Consider the following 16,777-nt stretch of genomic DNA (forward strand, 5'->3'; position numbering starts at 1 on the left):
GGATGTCCGCTTGCAAGCCCGACGAGACAGCCTGCCGGACGCTCGGAGATGCTCCACCGATCAAGAAGCGGGGATGGTCCTCCCACAAGTTCTTCGACAGGCGTGCCCTGGCTGATCCGTTCCATCTCGGCTGCAAGCGCACGAATGCGGCGAGTGTTGTCTCAAAGGCGGCCCCTTGATCAGGAGAACGAGGGTCGAACTTCAGCATTCGAAAAAGTTCCTTCTGTTAGCGTGTGAAAGCTCCGCCGAGCTCTGATCGGCACCGAAGCCAAGGGCTCGTCGTGTCCATTGCCGATTGCTATGCCGTCGGCTGTTGCCCTTGGTCGTTGACGCCTGACGCGCGACCGCAAGAACAAGCGTCACGCGTCTGCGCATCGTTGGGAAGCGGAGAGCCGTCGCAGAGAATTCCAAGTCGGAGCTATTCGATGGATCCAAAAAGGAAGAGGCAGGGCTTCTTCCATTCTGACGTCACGACGGCGCACAGGCGATGCGCAGTCGCGGACGCGCTGGGCAGCTTTCAGGAATTTGCCCGCGCTGTACCAACCACCTCCACACCAGGACGGCGGCAGCATTGCCCGCATCAACCTGCTCGACCAGCCCGGTAATGACACCAGGGGGAATCGGCAACTGGCGGGTCGCCGAGATGCGGGCAAATCTGATCGCCAGTCCGACTGTCTTTGCTGCGACGTCAGAAGGCTCCGGGGTGGTTTCGCAGGAGCATGAGATGCTGAGACCCGAACGGATGCGGGTGACGCAGGCCCTGCTGTGCCCAGCTGCTTCAAGCACAGCCGCGACCGGGCTGTCGACGAAAAAGCCAGGGGCGTTATCCTCTGCATGGTTCATCCCTGCAGCTGGACGAATATCGGACACATCCTGGGCAGCTCTGCGACCAGCAACGGGGAAAGCCTTCCGAGGTGGCTGCTGCGCTGACTGAGGCGTCTGCGGGAATGGGATGATCATATTGTTCATGGCAAAAAGCTCCTGTGGCGCGGCGAGCACGCATGGTGTGATGGTCGAGATTTCAGGTTGAGGCTGGTTGCTCAGACGGTGTTAAGGGACTTCGCCGCGCGCAAATCCAACGAGGATCGGCGGCTGCTCCGACCGAGGCACATCTGTCCCGCGGCCTCTGACGGTACGAGCTCCGCGACGGTTCGCGGTCAACACAGTCTCAACCTCGTCTGCCAGGCGGCCCCGCGCTCCTTCGTGGTCAAGACCAGCGAGCGCATGTTCAGACCCCTCCCCTGACGTGATCACCTCGTCGAGAGCGACATCGTCGGTGCCGTCTACGTCCTCAGCCCCAAAGCTGCCCGGAAGATCGATGTCGCCGATCGCACGAAGGCAGGCCGCCCGGATCTCCTCCTGAACGCGGCAGGCAAACTTTGCCCGAAGCTCGAGCAACGCCGCCCCTGCATCGGGCACGCCGATCAGTTCACCGATCTCATCAAGCGCAAAGATGCCACTCCGGCGATCGCGGCGTTCGCTGGAGCCATCGATGATGGCGATTTCAACGGACGTCACCCCAGCAACCCGGCCTTCAATATGAAGCCAGTCTGCAGCGATCAGCGCTGCAGCCATCATGCGCTCGCGCAAGGCGACAAGCCTGCGCTCCTGATAGGTGGCAAGCGAGCGTTTGACGTCGAGGATCAGAGCCGAATGCTTGGCGTGATCGACGATGAATAGATCCGGCGTGTAGGTGGTCCTGTAGTGCACCTCAGAGCGCAACCGGATACCTTTGAGGGCATCCCAGCCATTACGCTTCAGCATCTCGGCCGCGGCAGGCACGATCGGCAGCGCGGTCTCGCCAGGCATGAGTGTCAGAGCCGGATTCTCCGAGGCAAGGCGAGCAACGCCAAGCTCGAGGAGCTTACCCTCGTGATAGGTGACCGCACGGACCAGCGAGTTGAGTTCGGCAAAGGAACCAAAAACCTGATCTGCCCGATCACCCGCAACAAGGATCGCGCCGATGGCATCCTCGATCAGGAGATCGAAGTCGGCATTCCGGCTACCCTCGGCATCGCCACCACCTCCATTTCCGAGGCCTCCCAGAGCTGCGACGTCCCTGCCCGCGTCCTTTCGGTGAGCACTTGCTCTTGGACGGGTGGCGGTACGCCCCTCGCCTGCTCCAGTATTTCGGTCCGTCGCACTGCGGTCGAGACGGGGCTCCTCCCTGGCGGATACCACCGAAGTACGGCAACGGCTGCGCGATGCCTGAACGTCGGCGACCTCCCCTCCTCTGGCGGCGCGAGGAAGGGCCGTCGCACGCATGTGACGGATCGGCCGCCCGTTGATGGCTTGGATAACTGACATGGATCTCTCCTGAAGGATCTATGGGCGCTTCACGTTTTAGGTGTGCGTCAGGCTGCAACCTTCAGCAGATCGAGATCGCCGCTATCGTCTTCGAAAGAGGATGCATCGCCCAGCAATTCGGATGCGGCGCTAATGAAGGTACCGCCGCTGCCGCCGTGGAGCAGATTGGCCAGCGCTCGTTCTGCCGCAAGCGCACGTGCATTCGCTTCTTCCAGGGCAAGCAACAGAGCTGCGACAGCAGAGAGCTGTCCGAGGGTCAGGTCCGCGAGCTCAAGTGTGACGTCGCCAACATGCGTAGCGAAAGCATCGGCTGCTGCAAGCTGGGGGCTCGCACTGCGTGCGGCTTCTTTCGGGAGAGAGTTCAGAGTACCAGTAGACATAGCCCAAGACCTCCTTACCAGGTTGCGGGTCAGGCCTTCGTTGATGCGCCAACATCGACGGAGGCCGCCTGAGACGGCAGGACCGCCCCGCCGCCAAGATCACCCTGGCAGGATCCGCCGGAGATCTGAGCCCCTAATTTTCGGGATCTCGAATTTTTTCGCGATCGCATGGTTAACAGGCCGCGTCGGCAGCATGATCAACCACCCACTGGCGATCAGCGGGAGACCACGCTAATATACGATCGTATATTGATCCGTTTTATATACGAACGCATATCATCCGAGGTCTTTTAGCGGCTAGCATGAAGATCAAGACCACCCGAGATATCGGCCTCCTGATGAAGGAAGCTCGCGCGCGCAAGGGCCTCTCGCAAGCTGCGCTGGCGAGGATGATCAATTCGACGCAGACGTGGATATCGTGGGTCGAGAACGGCAAGCCAACGGCTGAGATCGGCAGTGTGCTGCTGGCACTGACCACGCTTGGCGTGGAGATGGATTTCAGGCTTCCTCCCGCGCCAACGTCTACCGCTGATGATGGTGTTGATCTGCCTGACGATGACGACGTCCCATACAAGCTTTAGCCGACAGTGACCCCATGAGCCGCCCGGCCGACATCCTCGACGTCCATATTGCTGGCAAACCCGCGGGCGAGCTTCGCCAACTTCCTGGCGGCAGGCTTTCGTTCTCCTATCACGAACAATGGATCAACGGCCGGGCGGAAATCCCGCTCTCGCTCTCCATGCCAACGATCAGGAGGACCTACGAGGGCAAGGTCGTAGAGGCATTCTTGTGGGGGCTGCTGCCGGACAATGAGGAGATCCTCGCTGGATGGGTGCGGCGGTTCCAGGTCTCGGCCCGAAACCCGCTTGCCTTGCTCAAGCACGTCGGCCGCGACTGCGCGGGCGCTGTCGAGTTTCTCCCGCATGGAGAACCAGCATCGAGCGACGATGACGTCTTGTTCCTAACCGAGGAAGAGGTTGGCGAGCGGCTGCGCGAACTGCGAAAAGATGCTGCAGCGACCCGGCGCATTGGCGATCCCGGGCAGTTCACCCTTGCCGGAGCTCAGCCGAAGACGGCGCTCTATTTTGACAGTGACAGCGGCCGCTGGGGGATACCTGTTGGCAATGTACCCACGACCCACATCATCAAGCCGCCGATGCCGCACCTCAACGGCTATGCGGAGAACGAACACTTCTGTCTGCGCCTTGCGCGCAAGCTTGGCCTGGACGTCGCACAAAGCCAAGTCCTGGAATTCGCAGGCGAGAAGGCGCTCGTCGTCGAGCGCTACGACCGTCGCAGGGTCAACGGCCGGATCATCCGTATCCATCAGGAAGACATGTGCCAGGCGCTGTCGGTGATGCCGACGGGCAAGTACGAGAACCAGGGCGGCCCCGGCATCGCCGCGATTTCCACGAGAGTGCTGCCAGCCTCACAAGATCCGGTCCGCGAACGCCAAACTTTCCTCGCCGCGGTGATCTTCAACTGGATCATTGGCGGCACCGACGCGCACGCAAAGAACTACTCGATGCTGCTTGGGCCTAAAGCTGACGCGCGCCTCGCCCCACTCTACGACGTCTCCTCCATCCTGCCCCACCTCGGCGAGGCCGGGATCGAGGCTCAGTTAAACGACCTCAAGCTCTCAATGAGGGTCGACAAGGTCTACTCGATCGAGGAAATCATGCCGCGCGACTGGGAGCGCTGCGCTACGTCGGCAAAGGTTGGCCGAGAATTCACGCTGGGGACCATCCGTCACCAGCTGGCGGTGATCCCGGACGTGGCAGCAGACTGTGACCGCGACCTGAGGATGGACGGGATCACCCACGAGATCGTCGTCCGTCTCGTCGATGCAATATCAAGGCGCGTCAATTGCCTGGCCAGCTTCTATGGGGCGGAAATAGCGGCAGATTAGGCTGAGGTCGCGATTAAGAAGTCCGCCAGCAGCCTTACTTCGGCCGACGTTCAAATCGGATGCCAGGAGGAGGTTCGCTTCGCGTGCCGGGCCGAGGTACTTCTCGCATAGCTCTGTCGCCTAGTCTCGAAATGACGGCGAACACGTTACGAACAGGGTCCAAGCAGTTCGCCTAGGACGTGTTGCAGCCCGCGCCAGAGGTCACTTGGTGACTGTGCCTCGCGTCGCTCTCACTCCTAACTTGGCCAAGACTTTTCGGGAAGACTAAGGATGCCACAAGGAAGTCTGTTCAGTCTATGTTTCGAAATAGGGCACGATACCTTGAATTGAGAGTGGCGGGGTGACGTCCCGGGACGTGGTGTAGGTGGGTAGCGCGGTGGTCATCGGCGTTTTCCGGTAGGGTCTGGTTGTCGAAGCCAACCTTTCTGGGGAGACCACCGATGACCGACGAGATGATGAACCTGCGTGCGCTAGTCGAGAAGAGCGCGGATGCCGATCTCCTGCGCGAGATGATCGGTTTCGCCGCCGAGCGGCTGATGGAGATGGAGGTGGGTGCTGCAACCGGCGCCGCCTATGGCGAGAAGTCTTCGCTTCGGACGGCCCAGCGCAACGGCTATCGCGACAGGGACTGGGAGACGCGCGCGGGCACCGTCGAGCTGCGCATTCCCAAGCTCCGGAAAGGTTCTTACTTCCCTGGCTTTCTGGAACCGCGCCGCATGGCCGAGAAGGCGCTGACGGCGGTGATCCAGGAAGCCTACGTCCACGGCATCTCGACGCGCTCGGTCGACGAGCTCGTCAAGGCGATGTGCGCGGCGACAATCAAGGTGAGATTCAGCGTCAATCAGGATGAGACTCGGCGGGGGGGGGTGTGGCGAAGGGAGGGCGTAGCCCGATCGGAGTTACATCCCCGCCGCGGCGCATTTTTCGGCGTCTCATGATCGCGGTCGGCCCGGTAGCGTGGGTGGTTTTCTGGAATGGAGAATCACCTTTGTGCCGGGTCGCCATGTAACCGATCATCAGACGAGGCTTTTTATGAAGTACCGACAAACGCATTCTGTTGAGGTCGCTGCCGCAAAGGCGTCGGTCAGCCGGGCGACGGCTTATCGCATCGAGAAGGAAGCCAGCCTTCCATCGCAAAACAGGCCGCCGCGCGGTCGGCGTCGCCCCGATCCGCTTGAGCACATCTTCGACGCGGAGGTCGTTCCGCTTCTGAAGGCCGCTCCCGGCATCCGTGCCGTCGCCGTTTACGACGAGATGCTGCGGCGCCATCCGGAATTGTCCGAAGGCATTCGCCGTACGCTTGAGCGACGGATCCGGTCATGGCGGGCTGTTCACGGTGAGGCACAGGAGGTGATCTTCCGCCAGACGCACGAGCCCGGCCGACTGGGGCTGTCAGACTTTACCGACATGAGCAGCCTCGGCGTAACGATCGCCGGTCAGCCGCTCGACCACCTCCTTTACCACTTTCGGCTCGCCTGGTCGGGCTTTGAGCACGCCCATGTCATCCTCGGCGGCGAAAGCTTCGTCGCCCTGGCCGAGGGGTTGCAGAACGCGTTGTGGTCTGTTGGCGGCACGCCGCTCTATCACCGCAGCGACAGCTTGTCGGCCGCCTTCCGCAACCTCGATGCCGACGCAAAGGCCGATCTCACGCGCCGCTATGAGGAACTGTGCGCCCACTACCGCATGACGCCAACCCGCAACAACAAAGGCATCGCTCACGAGAACGGCTCGATCGAAAGCTCCCACGGCCATCTCAAGAACGCCGTTCGTGACGCCCTGCTGATGCGCGGAACAAGGGACTTCGACGATCTCGGCTCCTACCGCATCTTCATCGATGAGATTGCCAGCCGCCGCAATGCGGCACACGGCAAGCGCATCGACGCCGAGCGTTCGCATTTGCAGGGGCTTCCCGATCGTCGCACCACCGACTTCGACGAGATAGTCGTCACGGTATCGCGCACCGGCGGCTTCACCTTGCGCAAGGTCTTCTACACCGTGCCCTCCCGCCTGATCTGGCATCGGCTTCGTGTACGCCTCTTCGACGATCGCCTCGAGGTCTTCATCGGCGGCACGCATCTGATGACCTTGCCCCGCGGGCGTGGCCATGCCGATGGCCGGCATGACCAGGTCGTCAATTACCACCATGTGATCCATTCCCTGCGCAAGAAGCCGATGGCGCTTCGCGGGCTCGTCTATCGCGACAAGCTGTTCCCGCGTCAGGAATACCGCAGGGCTTTTGAGGTTCTCATAGAGCATCTTCCCGACAAGCAGGCCTGCAAGATCACCGTCGAACTGCTGGCCTTGGCCCATGATCGCGGCTGCGAACGTGAACTGGCCGAGGAGCTTGCCAGAACGCTCGACGCTGGCGACTTGCCTGACCTTGCCGCCCTGCTAATGCTCTTCGCGCCGGACCCGGCCCGATTGCCCACCGTTCATGTGCAACTGGCGTCGCTCAACGGCTATGAAGCCCTGATCGGCACGGCGTATGCGGGAGACGTCGCATGAAGGGCGCCCATACCATCGACGAAGCCCGGCTCGGCATCATGCTCAACGAACTGAGGCTGCCGACGATCAAGACACTCTGGCCGCAATTTGCCGAACAGGCGGATCGGGAGGGATGGCCGGCCGCACGCTTTCTCTCGGCCATCGCCGAACACGAGTTGGCTGAGCGCGCCCACCGCAGGATCGAGCGGCATCTGGCCGAGGCGCACCTGCCGTCCGGAAAGACGCTCGACAGCTTCGCCTTCGACGCCGTGCCCATGGTCTCCAAGGCCCAGGTCATGGCGATCACCGCCGGCGACAGTTGGCTCGCCAAGGGCGCCAACGTCCTCATGTTCGGGCCGCCCGGCGGCGGCAAGAGCCATCTCGCCGCAGCCATCGGCCTTGCGCTGATCGAGAACGGCTGGCGCGTGATGTTCACCCGCACCACCGATCTCGTCCAGAAGCTTCAGGTTGCGCGGCGTGAGCTGCAGCTCGAATCCGCCGTCGCAAAACTCGACAAGTTCGATCTGCTCATCCTCGACGATCTGGCCTACGTTACCAAGGACCAGGCTGAGACGAGCGTGCTCTTCGAACTCATCTCTGCCCGTTACGAGCGGCGCTCCATCATGATCACCGCCAATCAGCCCTTCGGAGAATGGAACAGGGTCTTCCCGGACCCCGCCATGACCCTCGCCGCGTCGACCGCCTCGTCCACCACGCAACGATCTTCGAGATGAATGTCGAAAGCTATCGGCGCAGATCCGCGATGGAAGCCAAACGCCAGCGCGGCAGACCCGCCTCCTACGCGACAATCAAAAACGCGCACGAACCTGTCGCGGAGCGGCAATCAGAAACCGACGAAGCACTTGCCAGCGACAATCAGCCTGATAACTTCCAATCCACCGCGACATAAGAGTCTCATCTAGATTGTCGCCGCCGTCTCATCCTGATCGCCGCGCCATAGGCGATGGGCATGTCGGGCATCTCGAAGAGCCAGGTGTCGCGGCTCTGCGAGGAGATCGACGGCAAGGTGAAGGCCTTCCTCGAACGGCCGATCGAAGGCGACTGGCCATACCTGTGGATCGGCGCGACCTACCTCAAGGTCCGTCGAGGCGGCCGCATCGTCTCCGTCGCCGTCATCATCGCGGTCGGCGTCAACACGGACGGCCGGCGCGAGGTTCTGGGCATGGAGATTGGCACCTCGGAGGCCGAGCCGATCTGGACCGAGTTCCTGCGCAAGCTGACCCGCCGAGGCCTGCGCGGAGTCAAGCTCGTGGTCTCCGACGCCCATGAAGGCCTCAAGGCTGCCGTCACCAAGGTTCTCTCGGCCACTTGGCAGCGCTGCCGCGTCCACTTCATGCGCAACGTTCTGGCCCATGCCGGCAAGAGCAGTCGCCGCGTCGTCTCTGCCTTCATCGCCACTGCCTTCGCCCAGGAGACACCGGAAGCCGCCAGCACCCAGTGGCGGGCCGTCGCCGACCAGATCCGGCCGAAGGTGCCCAAGCTCGCCGCCATCCTCGACGACGCCGAGCCAGACGTGCTCGCCTACATGACCTTCCCGAAGGAGCACCGCGCCAAGCTCCATTCGACCAACCCCATCGAGCGGCTCAATGGCGAGATCAAGCGGCGCACCGACGTCGTCGGCATCTTCCCGAATGACGACGCCATCGTGAGGCTCGTCGGAGCCTTGCTGCTTGAACAGAACGACGAGTGGGCCGTCCAGCGCGCCCGCTACATGACGCTGGAAAGCGTCGGCCAGTTGAGCGATGATCCCCTCATCAGCCTGCCGGCAGTGGCGCGCTGATCAACCCGGCAATGGCGGAGAGCACGGCGAACAACGCCGCCAGCTACACCACGCCGTGGGACACCATCAGTGGCGGCATGAACGTTATGGCTGCCGGCTGCCGGCGGTTGCACCGACTGTTCTCACGATGCGCAAGAGGAAGATATGTCGTCGCATGTTACGGGCATACTCAAGTCTCCACTCATGCGTGACGGAAGACCCGATAACGCGATAATTCAGGACAGTTTTGATGGTTGCCTTCGGTGGAAGCGGCTCAGGCTATGGAACCTTTATTCGAAGGAGCCTCGCCTGCTATCTTGGATAGTGCTTAATCCAGCGGGTACACCAGGAAACGACGTTCCCACACCGTTGCCGCGCAAGGGGGCAGGCTGGTGCATGGCAATGCTTAGTTGGCGGTGGGGGTTCGACGGCTTCATTACCTACAACGTCTTCCCGTTCGCTGATCCCAAGCCTGCGACGCTTGCCAGGTTCCTGCGGGAGCATGGCAAGGAACCGATCGAGCGCACCCACGCTCTGATCGCCCGCGATATAGCCCCCAACGATGCGGCTATGGCTGCATGGGGAAGCGCTGGTCCTCCCTCCACCGCTGATTTTGTTGCCAATCTTCTTCAACGCATTGACGACGAGAAGGGTTGGCCTTTGAACCTCTGGTGTCTGAAGACGAACCGCGACGGCAACCCTCGGCATGCGAGCCGCATCTCACACGGGACACGCCCAGAGCCGTTCCGCTTGAGCATGCCCAACCGTTGAAGAAGCGTCATCACGACCTTCGCTATGGAGCAGTAGGCGAAGACGTCGCCTTCGGGCTGACCTGCTCCCCGTTTTGTCCGCGCCTATAAGTTAGCCCTGTTCACGTTGTGGCACGATGTGGACGGGGTTCCAAATTCGTTGCGTGTGTGCCCGTCGCTGCTGGTGTGGGGGCGGTTCAGATTGTAGTAGATCCCCCATTCTTCGATGCTGTCTCGGGCGGCCGATCACTGGTGAAGAGCCGCTCACCAAGACAATCGTCGCGCAGCCGACCGTTCAAGCTCTCCACGAAGCGATTCTGCCTCGGTTTGCCCGGCACGATGTAGTGCCACTCGATACGCCGATCTTCCTGCCATGCCAGGATGGCATTCGAGGTCAGCTCGGTGCCGTTGTTTGACACGATCATGCAGGGGTAGCCGCGATGCTCGGCGATGATGTCGAGTTCGCGGGCGACGCGTTCGCCCGAGATCGAGTTGTCGACGACGCACACCAGGCACTCCCGGCTGAGGTCGTCGATGACGCACAGGATCCGGAGGCGGCAACTGTCGGAATTGCCCTACATAAACCGATGGATCTTCGGGCTCGGGGTTGCAGGGGGCGAAGAACGTCGTTCGCCCTGCTCCACTGCAACCCCGGCTTCCCGCCTCGGGGCCTTTGCCTCCGCCGCACCTAGCCCACTGCAATGCCTGCCGAAAGTTCGAGCCCGTTGCGGCAACGTGATGGCGACGCTCGCCCACCGCAGTAGCACGTGCAAATTGGCCCTGCCGATCGGAAGGCAAAGTTTGCCTGAAGGGGCTCTCAGGGCTGCAGTATCGTGCTATGTACCGTGGAAAGTATCGCTGAAGTGTTCCCGCCCAGAAAGACAGGCGAGAAAGCAGCTTTTTGCGCTTAATTGGCGAAGAGTCCCATCCTCCCCGCCGACGTCGACACGCTGCTGATTGCCGGTGCCGAGCGGGAACCGCTGCTCGAAGCCGTCAGGGACGAGGCGCTGAGGCGCGCGCTGCCCCGGCTCGTTCCGCAGACGAAGCGCTATGGCTCGGTCTGCACCGGGGGCTTTGTCCTTGCTGCGCTTGGCTTCCTCGACGGCAAACGGGTTGCCACTCACTGGGACTCCAGCGAGCCGCTGACGGCAGCCTTTCCCAACGTCAGCGTCGACTCCGACGCGCTCTATGTCGTCGACGGCGAGGTATGGACCTCGGCAGGTGTCACCACCGGCATCGACATGGCGCTGGCAATGGTGGCACAGGACATCGACTCCACGATTGCCAGCGAGGTGGCGAAACGGCTGGTGCTCTATGCGCGGCGGCCGGGCTACCAGTCGCAGTTCAGCCCGGTCCTGCAGGCTCAGGTGAAGGGCGATAGCCCCTTCGCCGAGCTGATCGAGTGGATCCAGGAAAACCTCGGCGCGCAACTCGATGTCCCGATCCTCGCTGAACGCGCGGGCATGACGGAGCGCACCTTTCACCGCAAATTCGTCGCCTCGACCGGCGAGACCCCTGCCCGCTTCGTCGAGATCGCCCGGCTGGATGCCGCGCGCATGCTCTTGTCACGCGGCCTGTCGCTCAAGTCGGTCGCGGCGCAGGTCGGGCTCTACCCGCCGGCGCGACTCACCGAGGCGTTCGAGCGGCGCTTCGGCATCGCCCCGCGCCTGTTCCGCGACATGCATGCCGAGCTCTAGGCGCTGTATTGCGGCTCGTAGAACAGGATGACGGCACCCGTCTTCAGCGGCCGCGTTTCCTTGAGCCGCATGCGCAGTTGCCCCTCGAACGGCTTGAAAAGGGGATTCCCCTTGCCAAGGACAACCGGCGCGAGGCAGAGCCGGTATTCGTCAACCAGCTTGTGCCGCAGAAGCTGCGCCACCAGATCGGCACTGCCGAACGCGTAAATGTTCTTGCCGGGCTCGGCCTTCAGCTTCCTGATCGCTTCTGGCATGTCTGCGTCGAGGACGCGGCTGTTGTTCCAGTCCGCGTCCTTGAGGGTTCGCGAGACGACGATCTTCTCGATGGAATTCATGAAGTCGGCTATGGCGCCCGTGGCCTTCGTCCAGTGCGCCGCCATCCCTTCATAGGTGACACGCCCGAACAGCAGCACGCCGGCGTCGTTCAGCTGTTCGAGGCTGAATGCTTCGAGTTCTTCACCCCATGCCGTCTCGTGCATGGAGAGGTCCCACTTGTCGAAGCCTTCGAAGGAACCGTCGAGGGACATCAGGTTCCAGACAATGAGTCTGCGCATGCACGTTCCTCCCGCGCTGGGCCTGGTTCAGGGGATGATCCTATGGAGCGCGGGCGTGCGATGCAAACCGACATGCGCGGGGAGCCCACCGGTTGGCAGGCTCCCGGGCAAGATTGTCGCCTATTCCGCCGGCTGGGCGATTGCCGAGGCAGCCGGTTCCTTTTGTGCCAGCTCTTCGGCCTTCGGGACCGACAGCCACACGGCGAGCAGGAACCCGGACGCGCCGCCCAGCAGCTTGCCGAGCATCAGCGGCAGGATGATCGTCGGCTGGAAGTTGGCCGAGAAGGCAAGATGGTCGCCGAAGGTGAAGGCGGCGCAGACGGCAAAGGCGATTGCCAGCACCTTGTCCTTCGGGCGCATGCGGCCGACGAGACGGTACATGGCAAGGATGTTGGCGCTCGCCGCGAGCAGGCCCGCCGCACCTTCCGGCTCGACGCCGATGCGTGAGCCCAGGGCCTTCATCGGGCCATCGAGATACTTCGTCAGCAGGTAGACCATCGGGAACGCGCCCGCGAGCATGATACCGATGTAGCCGGCGATCTCCAGCGCGCGGAACTGGTCCGCCTCGTCCGCAATGATGGGATCGAAGCCCCACGAGCCGAAGACCGCCGAGAAGAAGCCGGTGAAGTACTCGACGATGGAAGCGACCAGCACCAGGGTGATGCCCGCATACATGATGCGGCCGAACCACAGGAAGCCCTTGATCATCGCGTCCGGCACGAAGCGAAGGCCAAGAGCGATGGCAACGCAGAAGACGATCAGCGGGAAGAGATTGCGCAGGATCTCGCCGATGCCCATCGTCACTGCATGGGTGGCTGCCGCCGTCGTTGACACTTCCGGACGGATCTCGAGGCCGGACAGCGAAATCAGGGCCGATGCGATGAAGACGCCGATCGGCACACTGAGAATGCCGGACATGATGCCGAGCGCCATGTACTTGTGGTCCGCCTTGTCGAGCATGGCGAGACCGACCGGGATAGAAAAGATGATGGTCGCGCCCGACATGAACGACACGATCGCCGCGACGAGCCACGCGTCACGCGATCCGGCCAGCGCATCGGCGAGCTGGTAGCCGCCCATGTCGCCCGCAATCAGCGTCGTTGCGGCAATGGCGGGATCAGCACCCACCATTCCGAACAGGGGACCCACCGCGATGCGGATGAATTCGGACAGATACGGGATTGAGGCCATGATGCCTGCGACGGGGATGAAGATCGGACCGATCGAATGCAGGCCCTCGATGAATTCCTTACCGAGCCCCTTTTCGGGGTCACGGATCGACGCGATTGCGCCTGCGACGGCGCATATCATGATGATGTAGATGATGTAGGTACCGATAGACGCCATTTTCCGGCCTCCCATTGGCGCGCTTCATGCGCGCGGCTTCCCCTCTCCGCCGCCCGGCAGGTTCCCCTCTGCCGTCAGCGGCACTTCATGCCGCCCCATCGATTGCCGTCAGGCTTTGACGCGTTCTCCCTTCGGATCATAGAGCGGCTCCAGATGGATCGTTGCGTCGACGACCTCGTTGGCGACGACCAGCTGGTATTTCCCGGCCTTCAGGAAGGCCTCATCGACACCTTCGGCGTTGCGCACGTAACCAAGCCCGATCGGCTTGCCGACCGTGTAGCCAAAGCCGCCGCTGGTGAGGTAGCCGACCGGCTCGCCATTGCGCAGGATCGTCTCGCGACCGAGCAGAACCACGTCCGGATCGATCGTCGTGAAGGTGGCGAGCTGCTTCGGCAACGGCTGTACCGATGCTGCCTCGACCGCCTCGCGGCCGACAAAGGGCATGTTGCGCTTGAGCTTGACGGCCCAGCCAAGGCCTGCCTCGAACGGATTGTCGTTCGGCGTGATGTCCGAGCCCCACGCGCGGTAGCCCTTCTCGAGGCGCAGCGACTCGATCGCGCGGTAACCGACCGGGCAGATGCCGTGCGGCTGGCCGGCCTGCATCAGCGCGTCGAAGACGTCGCCGGTGCCCGCGAGCGGTACGTGCAGCTCCCAGCCGAGTTCGCCGACGTAAGTCACGCGCAGCGCCCGCACCTTGTGCCCCGCGACTTCGATCTCGCGCACATGGCCGAAGGGGAACGCCTCGTTCGATACATCCGCATCCGTCACGGCCGCGAGCACATCGCGCGACCTCGGCCCCATCAGCGACAGAGTGCCGAACTCTTCGGTGACGTCTTTGATCGTCGCATTCGCACCCTGCGGCAGATGATCCCTGATCCAGGCAAAGTCATGCGTGCGCGAACCGGTGCCGGTGACGATGTAGAACCTGTCCTCGGCCAGGCGTGCGACGGTCAAATCGCATTCGATTCCACCGCGGCTGTTGAGGATCTGCGTGTAGGTGAGCCGTCCAACCGGCTTGGCGACGTAGTTGGAGCAGACATATTCCAGCGCGCTGGCCGCGTCCGAGCCACTCACTTCATACTTCGCGAACGACGACTGGTCGAAGACGCCAACCTTTTCGCGGACGTGAACGTGCTCGTTGCCGACGTGCTCGAACCAGTTCTGCCGGCCCATCGAATAGATGTCGCGGGGCTCCATTCCTTCAGGCGCAAACCAGTTGGGCCGTTCCCAGCCCAGTTTGGAACCGAACACGGCGCGATACCCCTTGAGGCGCTCATAGAGCGGCGAGACGATGCGCGGGCGCCCGCTCTCGTACTCCTCGTGCGGGAAGGCGACGGTGTAGTGCTTGCCGTAGGCCTCAAGGGTACGCTCCTCGACCCATTTGCGGTCGCGGTGAAGGCCTGAGAAGCGGCGGATGTCGACGACCCAGAGGTCGAGCGGAGCCTCACCGCGCACCACCCACTCGGCCAGCACCCAGCCGGCGCCTCCGCCTGAGGCGATGCCGAAGGCGTTGAAGCCGGCACCAACGAACATGTTGGCGCATTCGGGCGCGAGGCCGAGGATGAAATTGCCGTCCGGCGTGAAGCTTTCGGGGCCGTTGATCATCTGCTTGACGCCAACGGTTTCGAGAGCCGGCACACGGGCGATCGCCTGCGTCAGATGCTGCTCGAAATGATCGTAGTCGTCATCGAACAGTTGGAACTCCCACTCGTCGGGCACGTCGCCATTTGGCAGACCCGTCGCCCAGGACTGAGGGTTCGGCTCGTAGCCGCCCATGACGAGGCCACCGACTTCTTCCTTGAAGTAGGTCCGCCGGTCGGGGTCGCGAATGGTCGGGGCGTCCGACGAGAGGCCCTCGATCTTCTCGGTGACGATGTACTGGTGCTTCACAGGGTGCAGCGGCACGCTGACACCGGCCATCGCGCCGATCTGCCGCGCCCACTGGCCGCCGCAGTTGACCACCTTCTCGCAGTTGATGCGCCCCTGATTGGTCTCGACGGCGGTGATGCGGTTGCCGTCCATGACGAAGCCGGTGACGCGCACCTTCTCGAACAGCTTCGCGCCGTGCATCCGCGCCCCCTTGGCGAGCGACTGAGTGATGTCGGAGGGGCTCGCCTGACCGTCAGTGGGCAGCCACGATGCGCCGATCAGGTCGGACGTCTCCATCAGCGGCCACATGCGCTTCACCTCCTCAGGACTGATGAGGTGCATCTCCATGCCGAAGGAGCGCGCGGTGGTGGCAAGGCGGCGAAACTCGGTCCAGCGGTCGGGTGTGGTCGCCAGCCGCAGGCAGCCGGTCATCTTCCAGCCGGTCTCGAGGCCGGTTTCCTCATGCAGGCGCTTGTAGAGGTCGACCGAATATTTCAGGACGCGGGTGATCGACGCCGACGAGCGCAGCTGGCCGACGAGACCCGCAGCATGCCAGGTCGAACCTGAGGTGATCTGTCCCTGCTCAAGCAGGACGACATCAGCCTTGTGGTCGCGTGCCAGATGGTAGGCGGTCGAGCAGCCACTGATGCCGCCGCCGATGACGACGATCTCTGCGTGGGAAGGAAGGGTCTGACTCATCGACGGGCACATCCATGTCTCGTGCGGTATTCATCCAGCGCCGCCTCAAGACGGTGCAGGTTCATCTCGGTGTAGGCGACGTAGTCGGTGCCGGGCGCGTTGAGGTAAAGCTCCGATACCATACTCCACATCGCCTCGCGCAGCAGCGACGCGCACTGCATTGCTGCCAGCGAGCGCCGCAGGCCCTCATCCGGCGGGCGGCCGAAATAGACTTCCAGCAGCTCCTCCGACTCCTCGGCGGAGAACCCGGCATTGGAAGACAGCCCGGCAAGATCGAACATCGCCGTCGAGAAGCCGGCATATTCGAAGTCGATCAGCCAGAGCCGGTCGCCGTCATCCAGAAAATTGGCAGGCAGAAGGTCGTTGTGACCGAAGACGATCGGCAGCGGCACCTGCGCGGCCTCGAGATCGTCGGCGAGTTCGAGATAGTCCGGCAGCTTCTCGATCATGCGGCTGCCGCCTTCGCGCAGCGTTCGCGCATAATCGCGGATCACATGGAACGGCCAGAACATGAAGCCGGGGCCGGAAACGTGATGCGGCATTTCATGATGGAACGCCCGCACCGTCTCGGCAATGCGGCTGATATTGGCGCGCACGTCAGTATCCCTATAGGTGCGCGCGTCGAGGTAACGGGAGACCATGATCCCGGGCTCGGCGTATTCGACCGGCGGCGCAAATGACGCCCGTTCGGCGGCGCGCGCCGTCATCAGCTCGCGATCGCGCAGCACATGGTGGAACGGATAATCCTCGCCGAGACGGACAACATGGCCGCCGTTGCGGTCCTGCACCAGCCAGCTCTCGTTGCTGATGCCGCCCAGCAGCGGACTTATCTCGATCGGACCGTTCCAGATCGGCAATGCCTTGATCTGGGCCTCACGTTCCGTCCCGATTTCGCGGAGCTGATGCGCCATCCAACCTCCCGCAGTCTGACACTTCATCCACAAACAGGATTGATCCGGCTTTACGTAGAGTCAACTGGAATTGTGGATTTTTGACCGTTCT

At 62.6% G+C, this 16,777-nt stretch carries 13 protein-coding genes and 4 pseudogenes; 8 read left to right on the forward strand and 9 right to left on the reverse strand.

What is annotated here, in order from left to right; genetic code table 11:
• From L630_RS23280 to L630_RS0114900, 4 genes are all read right to left on the reverse strand, one after another.
• A partial coding sequence (locus L630_RS23280; RefSeq protein ID WP_034330485.1) for a hypothetical protein occupies window positions 1–208 on the reverse strand: 208 nt, incomplete at its 3' end.
• A 260-nt stretch (window positions 209–468) separates the two neighbouring features.
• The gene (locus tag L630_RS22895; RefSeq protein WP_144708692.1) at window positions 469–969 is read right to left on the reverse strand and encodes a hypothetical protein; all 501 of its coding nucleotides are present in this window, start codon (window positions 967–969) and stop codon (window positions 469–471) included.
• An 81-nt stretch (window positions 970–1,050) separates the two neighbouring features.
• The gene (locus L630_RS22900) at window positions 1,051–2,307 is read right to left on the reverse strand and encodes a hypothetical protein (protein WP_144708691.1); all 1,257 of its coding nucleotides are present in this window, start codon (window positions 2,305–2,307) and stop codon (window positions 1,051–1,053) included.
• Between the two features lie 47 nt (window positions 2,308–2,354).
• A complete protein-coding gene (locus L630_RS0114900; RefSeq protein WP_024849044.1) occupies window positions 2,355–2,687 on the reverse strand; it encodes a hypothetical protein in 333 nt (110 codons plus the stop codon).
• A 302-nt stretch (window positions 2,688–2,989) separates the two neighbouring features.
• On the opposite strand from L630_RS0114900, the gene L630_RS0114905 reads away from it, so the two are divergent.
• The 7 genes and pseudogenes from L630_RS0114905 (at window position 2,990) to L630_RS22515 (ending at window position 9,631) form a co-directional block, all read left to right on the forward strand.
• A complete protein-coding gene (locus tag L630_RS0114905) occupies window positions 2,990–3,268 on the forward strand; it encodes a helix-turn-helix domain-containing protein (RefSeq protein ID WP_024849045.1) in 279 nt (92 codons plus the stop codon).
• A 14-nt stretch (window positions 3,269–3,282) separates the two neighbouring features.
• A complete protein-coding gene (locus tag L630_RS0114910) occupies window positions 3,283–4,596 on the forward strand; it encodes a type II toxin-antitoxin system HipA family toxin (protein ID WP_034330487.1) in 1,314 nt (437 codons plus the stop codon).
• A gap of 440 nt (window positions 4,597–5,036) precedes the next feature.
• Window positions 5,037–5,402 (forward strand): annotated as a pseudogene (locus L630_RS21535) (IS256 family transposase); the annotation flags it as partial.
• Window positions 5,403–5,628: 226 nt separating this feature from the next.
• Entirely contained in the window at window positions 5,629–7,101 is a 1,473-nt protein-coding gene (gene istA, locus L630_RS0114920; protein ID WP_084466069.1) for an IS21 family transposase, read from the forward strand.
• Window positions 7,098–7,990, forward strand: a pseudogene (gene istB, locus L630_RS21540) (IS21-like element helper ATPase IstB). Before istA ends, istB begins: the two are co-directional and overlap by 4 nt.
• A 51-nt stretch (window positions 7,991–8,041) precedes the next feature.
• Window positions 8,042–8,881, forward strand: a pseudogene (locus L630_RS0114930) (IS256 family transposase); the annotation flags it as partial.
• A gap of 183 nt (window positions 8,882–9,064) precedes the next feature.
• A complete protein-coding gene (locus L630_RS22515; protein WP_245263758.1) occupies window positions 9,065–9,631 on the forward strand; it encodes a DUF1643 domain-containing protein in 567 nt (188 codons plus the stop codon).
• An 83-nt stretch (window positions 9,632–9,714) separates the two neighbouring features.
• On the opposite strand, the pseudogene L630_RS21545 reads toward L630_RS22515, so the two are convergent.
• A pseudogene (locus tag L630_RS21545) lies at window positions 9,715–10,166 on the reverse strand (integrase core domain-containing protein); the annotation flags it as partial.
• Between the two features lie 354 nt (window positions 10,167–10,520).
• Between L630_RS21545 and L630_RS0114945 the strand changes: the two are divergent.
• Window positions 10,521–11,306, forward strand: a complete 786-nt coding sequence (locus L630_RS0114945) for a helix-turn-helix domain-containing protein (RefSeq protein WP_024849052.1) — start codon at window positions 10,521–10,523, stop codon at window positions 11,304–11,306.
• On the opposite strand, the gene L630_RS0114950 is transcribed toward L630_RS0114945, so the two are convergent.
• The 4 genes from L630_RS0114950 to L630_RS0114965 all read right to left on the reverse strand — a co-directional run bounded on the left by L630_RS0114950 (window position 11,303) and on the right by L630_RS0114965 (window position 16,686).
• Complete coding sequence (locus L630_RS0114950) at window positions 11,303–11,860, reverse strand: dihydrofolate reductase family protein (protein ID WP_024849053.1); 558 nt, start codon at window positions 11,858–11,860, stop codon at window positions 11,303–11,305. The two genes, L630_RS0114945 and L630_RS0114950, sit on opposite strands and share 4 nt — an antisense overlap.
• Window positions 11,861–11,980: 120 nt before the next feature.
• Complete coding sequence (eutH, locus tag L630_RS0114955; RefSeq protein WP_024849054.1) at window positions 11,981–13,207, reverse strand: ethanolamine utilization protein EutH; 1,227 nt, start codon at window positions 13,205–13,207, stop codon at window positions 11,981–11,983.
• A gap of 108 nt (window positions 13,208–13,315) precedes the next feature.
• Window positions 13,316–15,775, reverse strand: coding sequence for an FAD-dependent oxidoreductase (locus L630_RS0114960; RefSeq protein WP_024849055.1), 2,460 nt, complete (start codon window positions 15,773–15,775; stop codon window positions 13,316–13,318).
• Window positions 15,772–16,686: a choline/ethanolamine kinase family protein gene (locus tag L630_RS0114965; RefSeq protein WP_024849056.1), complete on the reverse strand. Its 915-nt coding sequence runs from the start codon at window positions 16,684–16,686 to the stop codon at window positions 15,772–15,774. Before L630_RS0114965 ends, L630_RS0114960 begins: the two co-directional genes overlap by 4 nt.
• Between the last annotated feature and the right edge of the window lie 91 nt (window positions 16,687–16,777).

It is taken from the genome of Aminobacter sp. J41, assembly GCF_000526635.1.
GTDB lineage: Bacteria > Pseudomonadota > Alphaproteobacteria > Rhizobiales > Rhizobiaceae > Aerobium.

What these genes read in the sequence shown, in the direction of transcription:
- L630_RS22895 (WP_144708692.1), bottom strand. Translation starts at nt 969, where the DNA reads ATGAACAATATGATCATCCCATTCCCGCAGACGCCTCAGTCAGCGCAG.
- L630_RS22900 (WP_144708691.1), bottom strand. Translation starts at nt 2,307, where the DNA reads ATGTCAGTTATCCAAGCCATCAACGGGCGGCCGATCCGTCACATGCGT.
- L630_RS0114900 (WP_024849044.1), bottom strand. Translation starts at nt 2,687, where the DNA reads ATGTCTACTGGTACTCTGAACTCTCTCCCGAAAGAAGCCGCACGCAGT.
- L630_RS0114905 (WP_024849045.1), top strand. Translation starts at nt 2,990, where the DNA reads ATGAAGATCAAGACCACCCGAGATATCGGCCTCCTGATGAAGGAAGCT.
- L630_RS0114910 (WP_034330487.1), top strand. Translation starts at nt 3,283, where the DNA reads ATGAGCCGCCCGGCCGACATCCTCGACGTCCATATTGCTGGCAAACCC.
- istA (WP_084466069.1), top strand. Translation starts at nt 5,629, where the DNA reads ATGAAGTACCGACAAACGCATTCTGTTGAGGTCGCTGCCGCAAAGGCG.
- L630_RS22515 (WP_245263758.1), top strand. Translation starts at nt 9,065, where the DNA reads ATGCGTGACGGAAGACCCGATAACGCGATAATTCAGGACAGTTTTGAT.
- L630_RS0114950 (WP_024849053.1), bottom strand. Translation starts at nt 11,860, where the DNA reads ATGCGCAGACTCATTGTCTGGAACCTGATGTCCCTCGACGGTTCCTTC.
- eutH (WP_024849054.1), bottom strand. Translation starts at nt 13,207, where the DNA reads ATGGCGTCTATCGGTACCTACATCATCTACATCATCATGATATGCGCC.
- L630_RS0114960 (WP_024849055.1), bottom strand. Translation starts at nt 15,775, where the DNA reads ATGAGTCAGACCCTTCCTTCCCACGCAGAGATCGTCGTCATCGGCGGC.
- L630_RS0114965 (WP_024849056.1), bottom strand. Translation starts at nt 16,686, where the DNA reads ATGGCGCATCAGCTCCGCGAAATCGGGACGGAACGTGAGGCCCAGATC.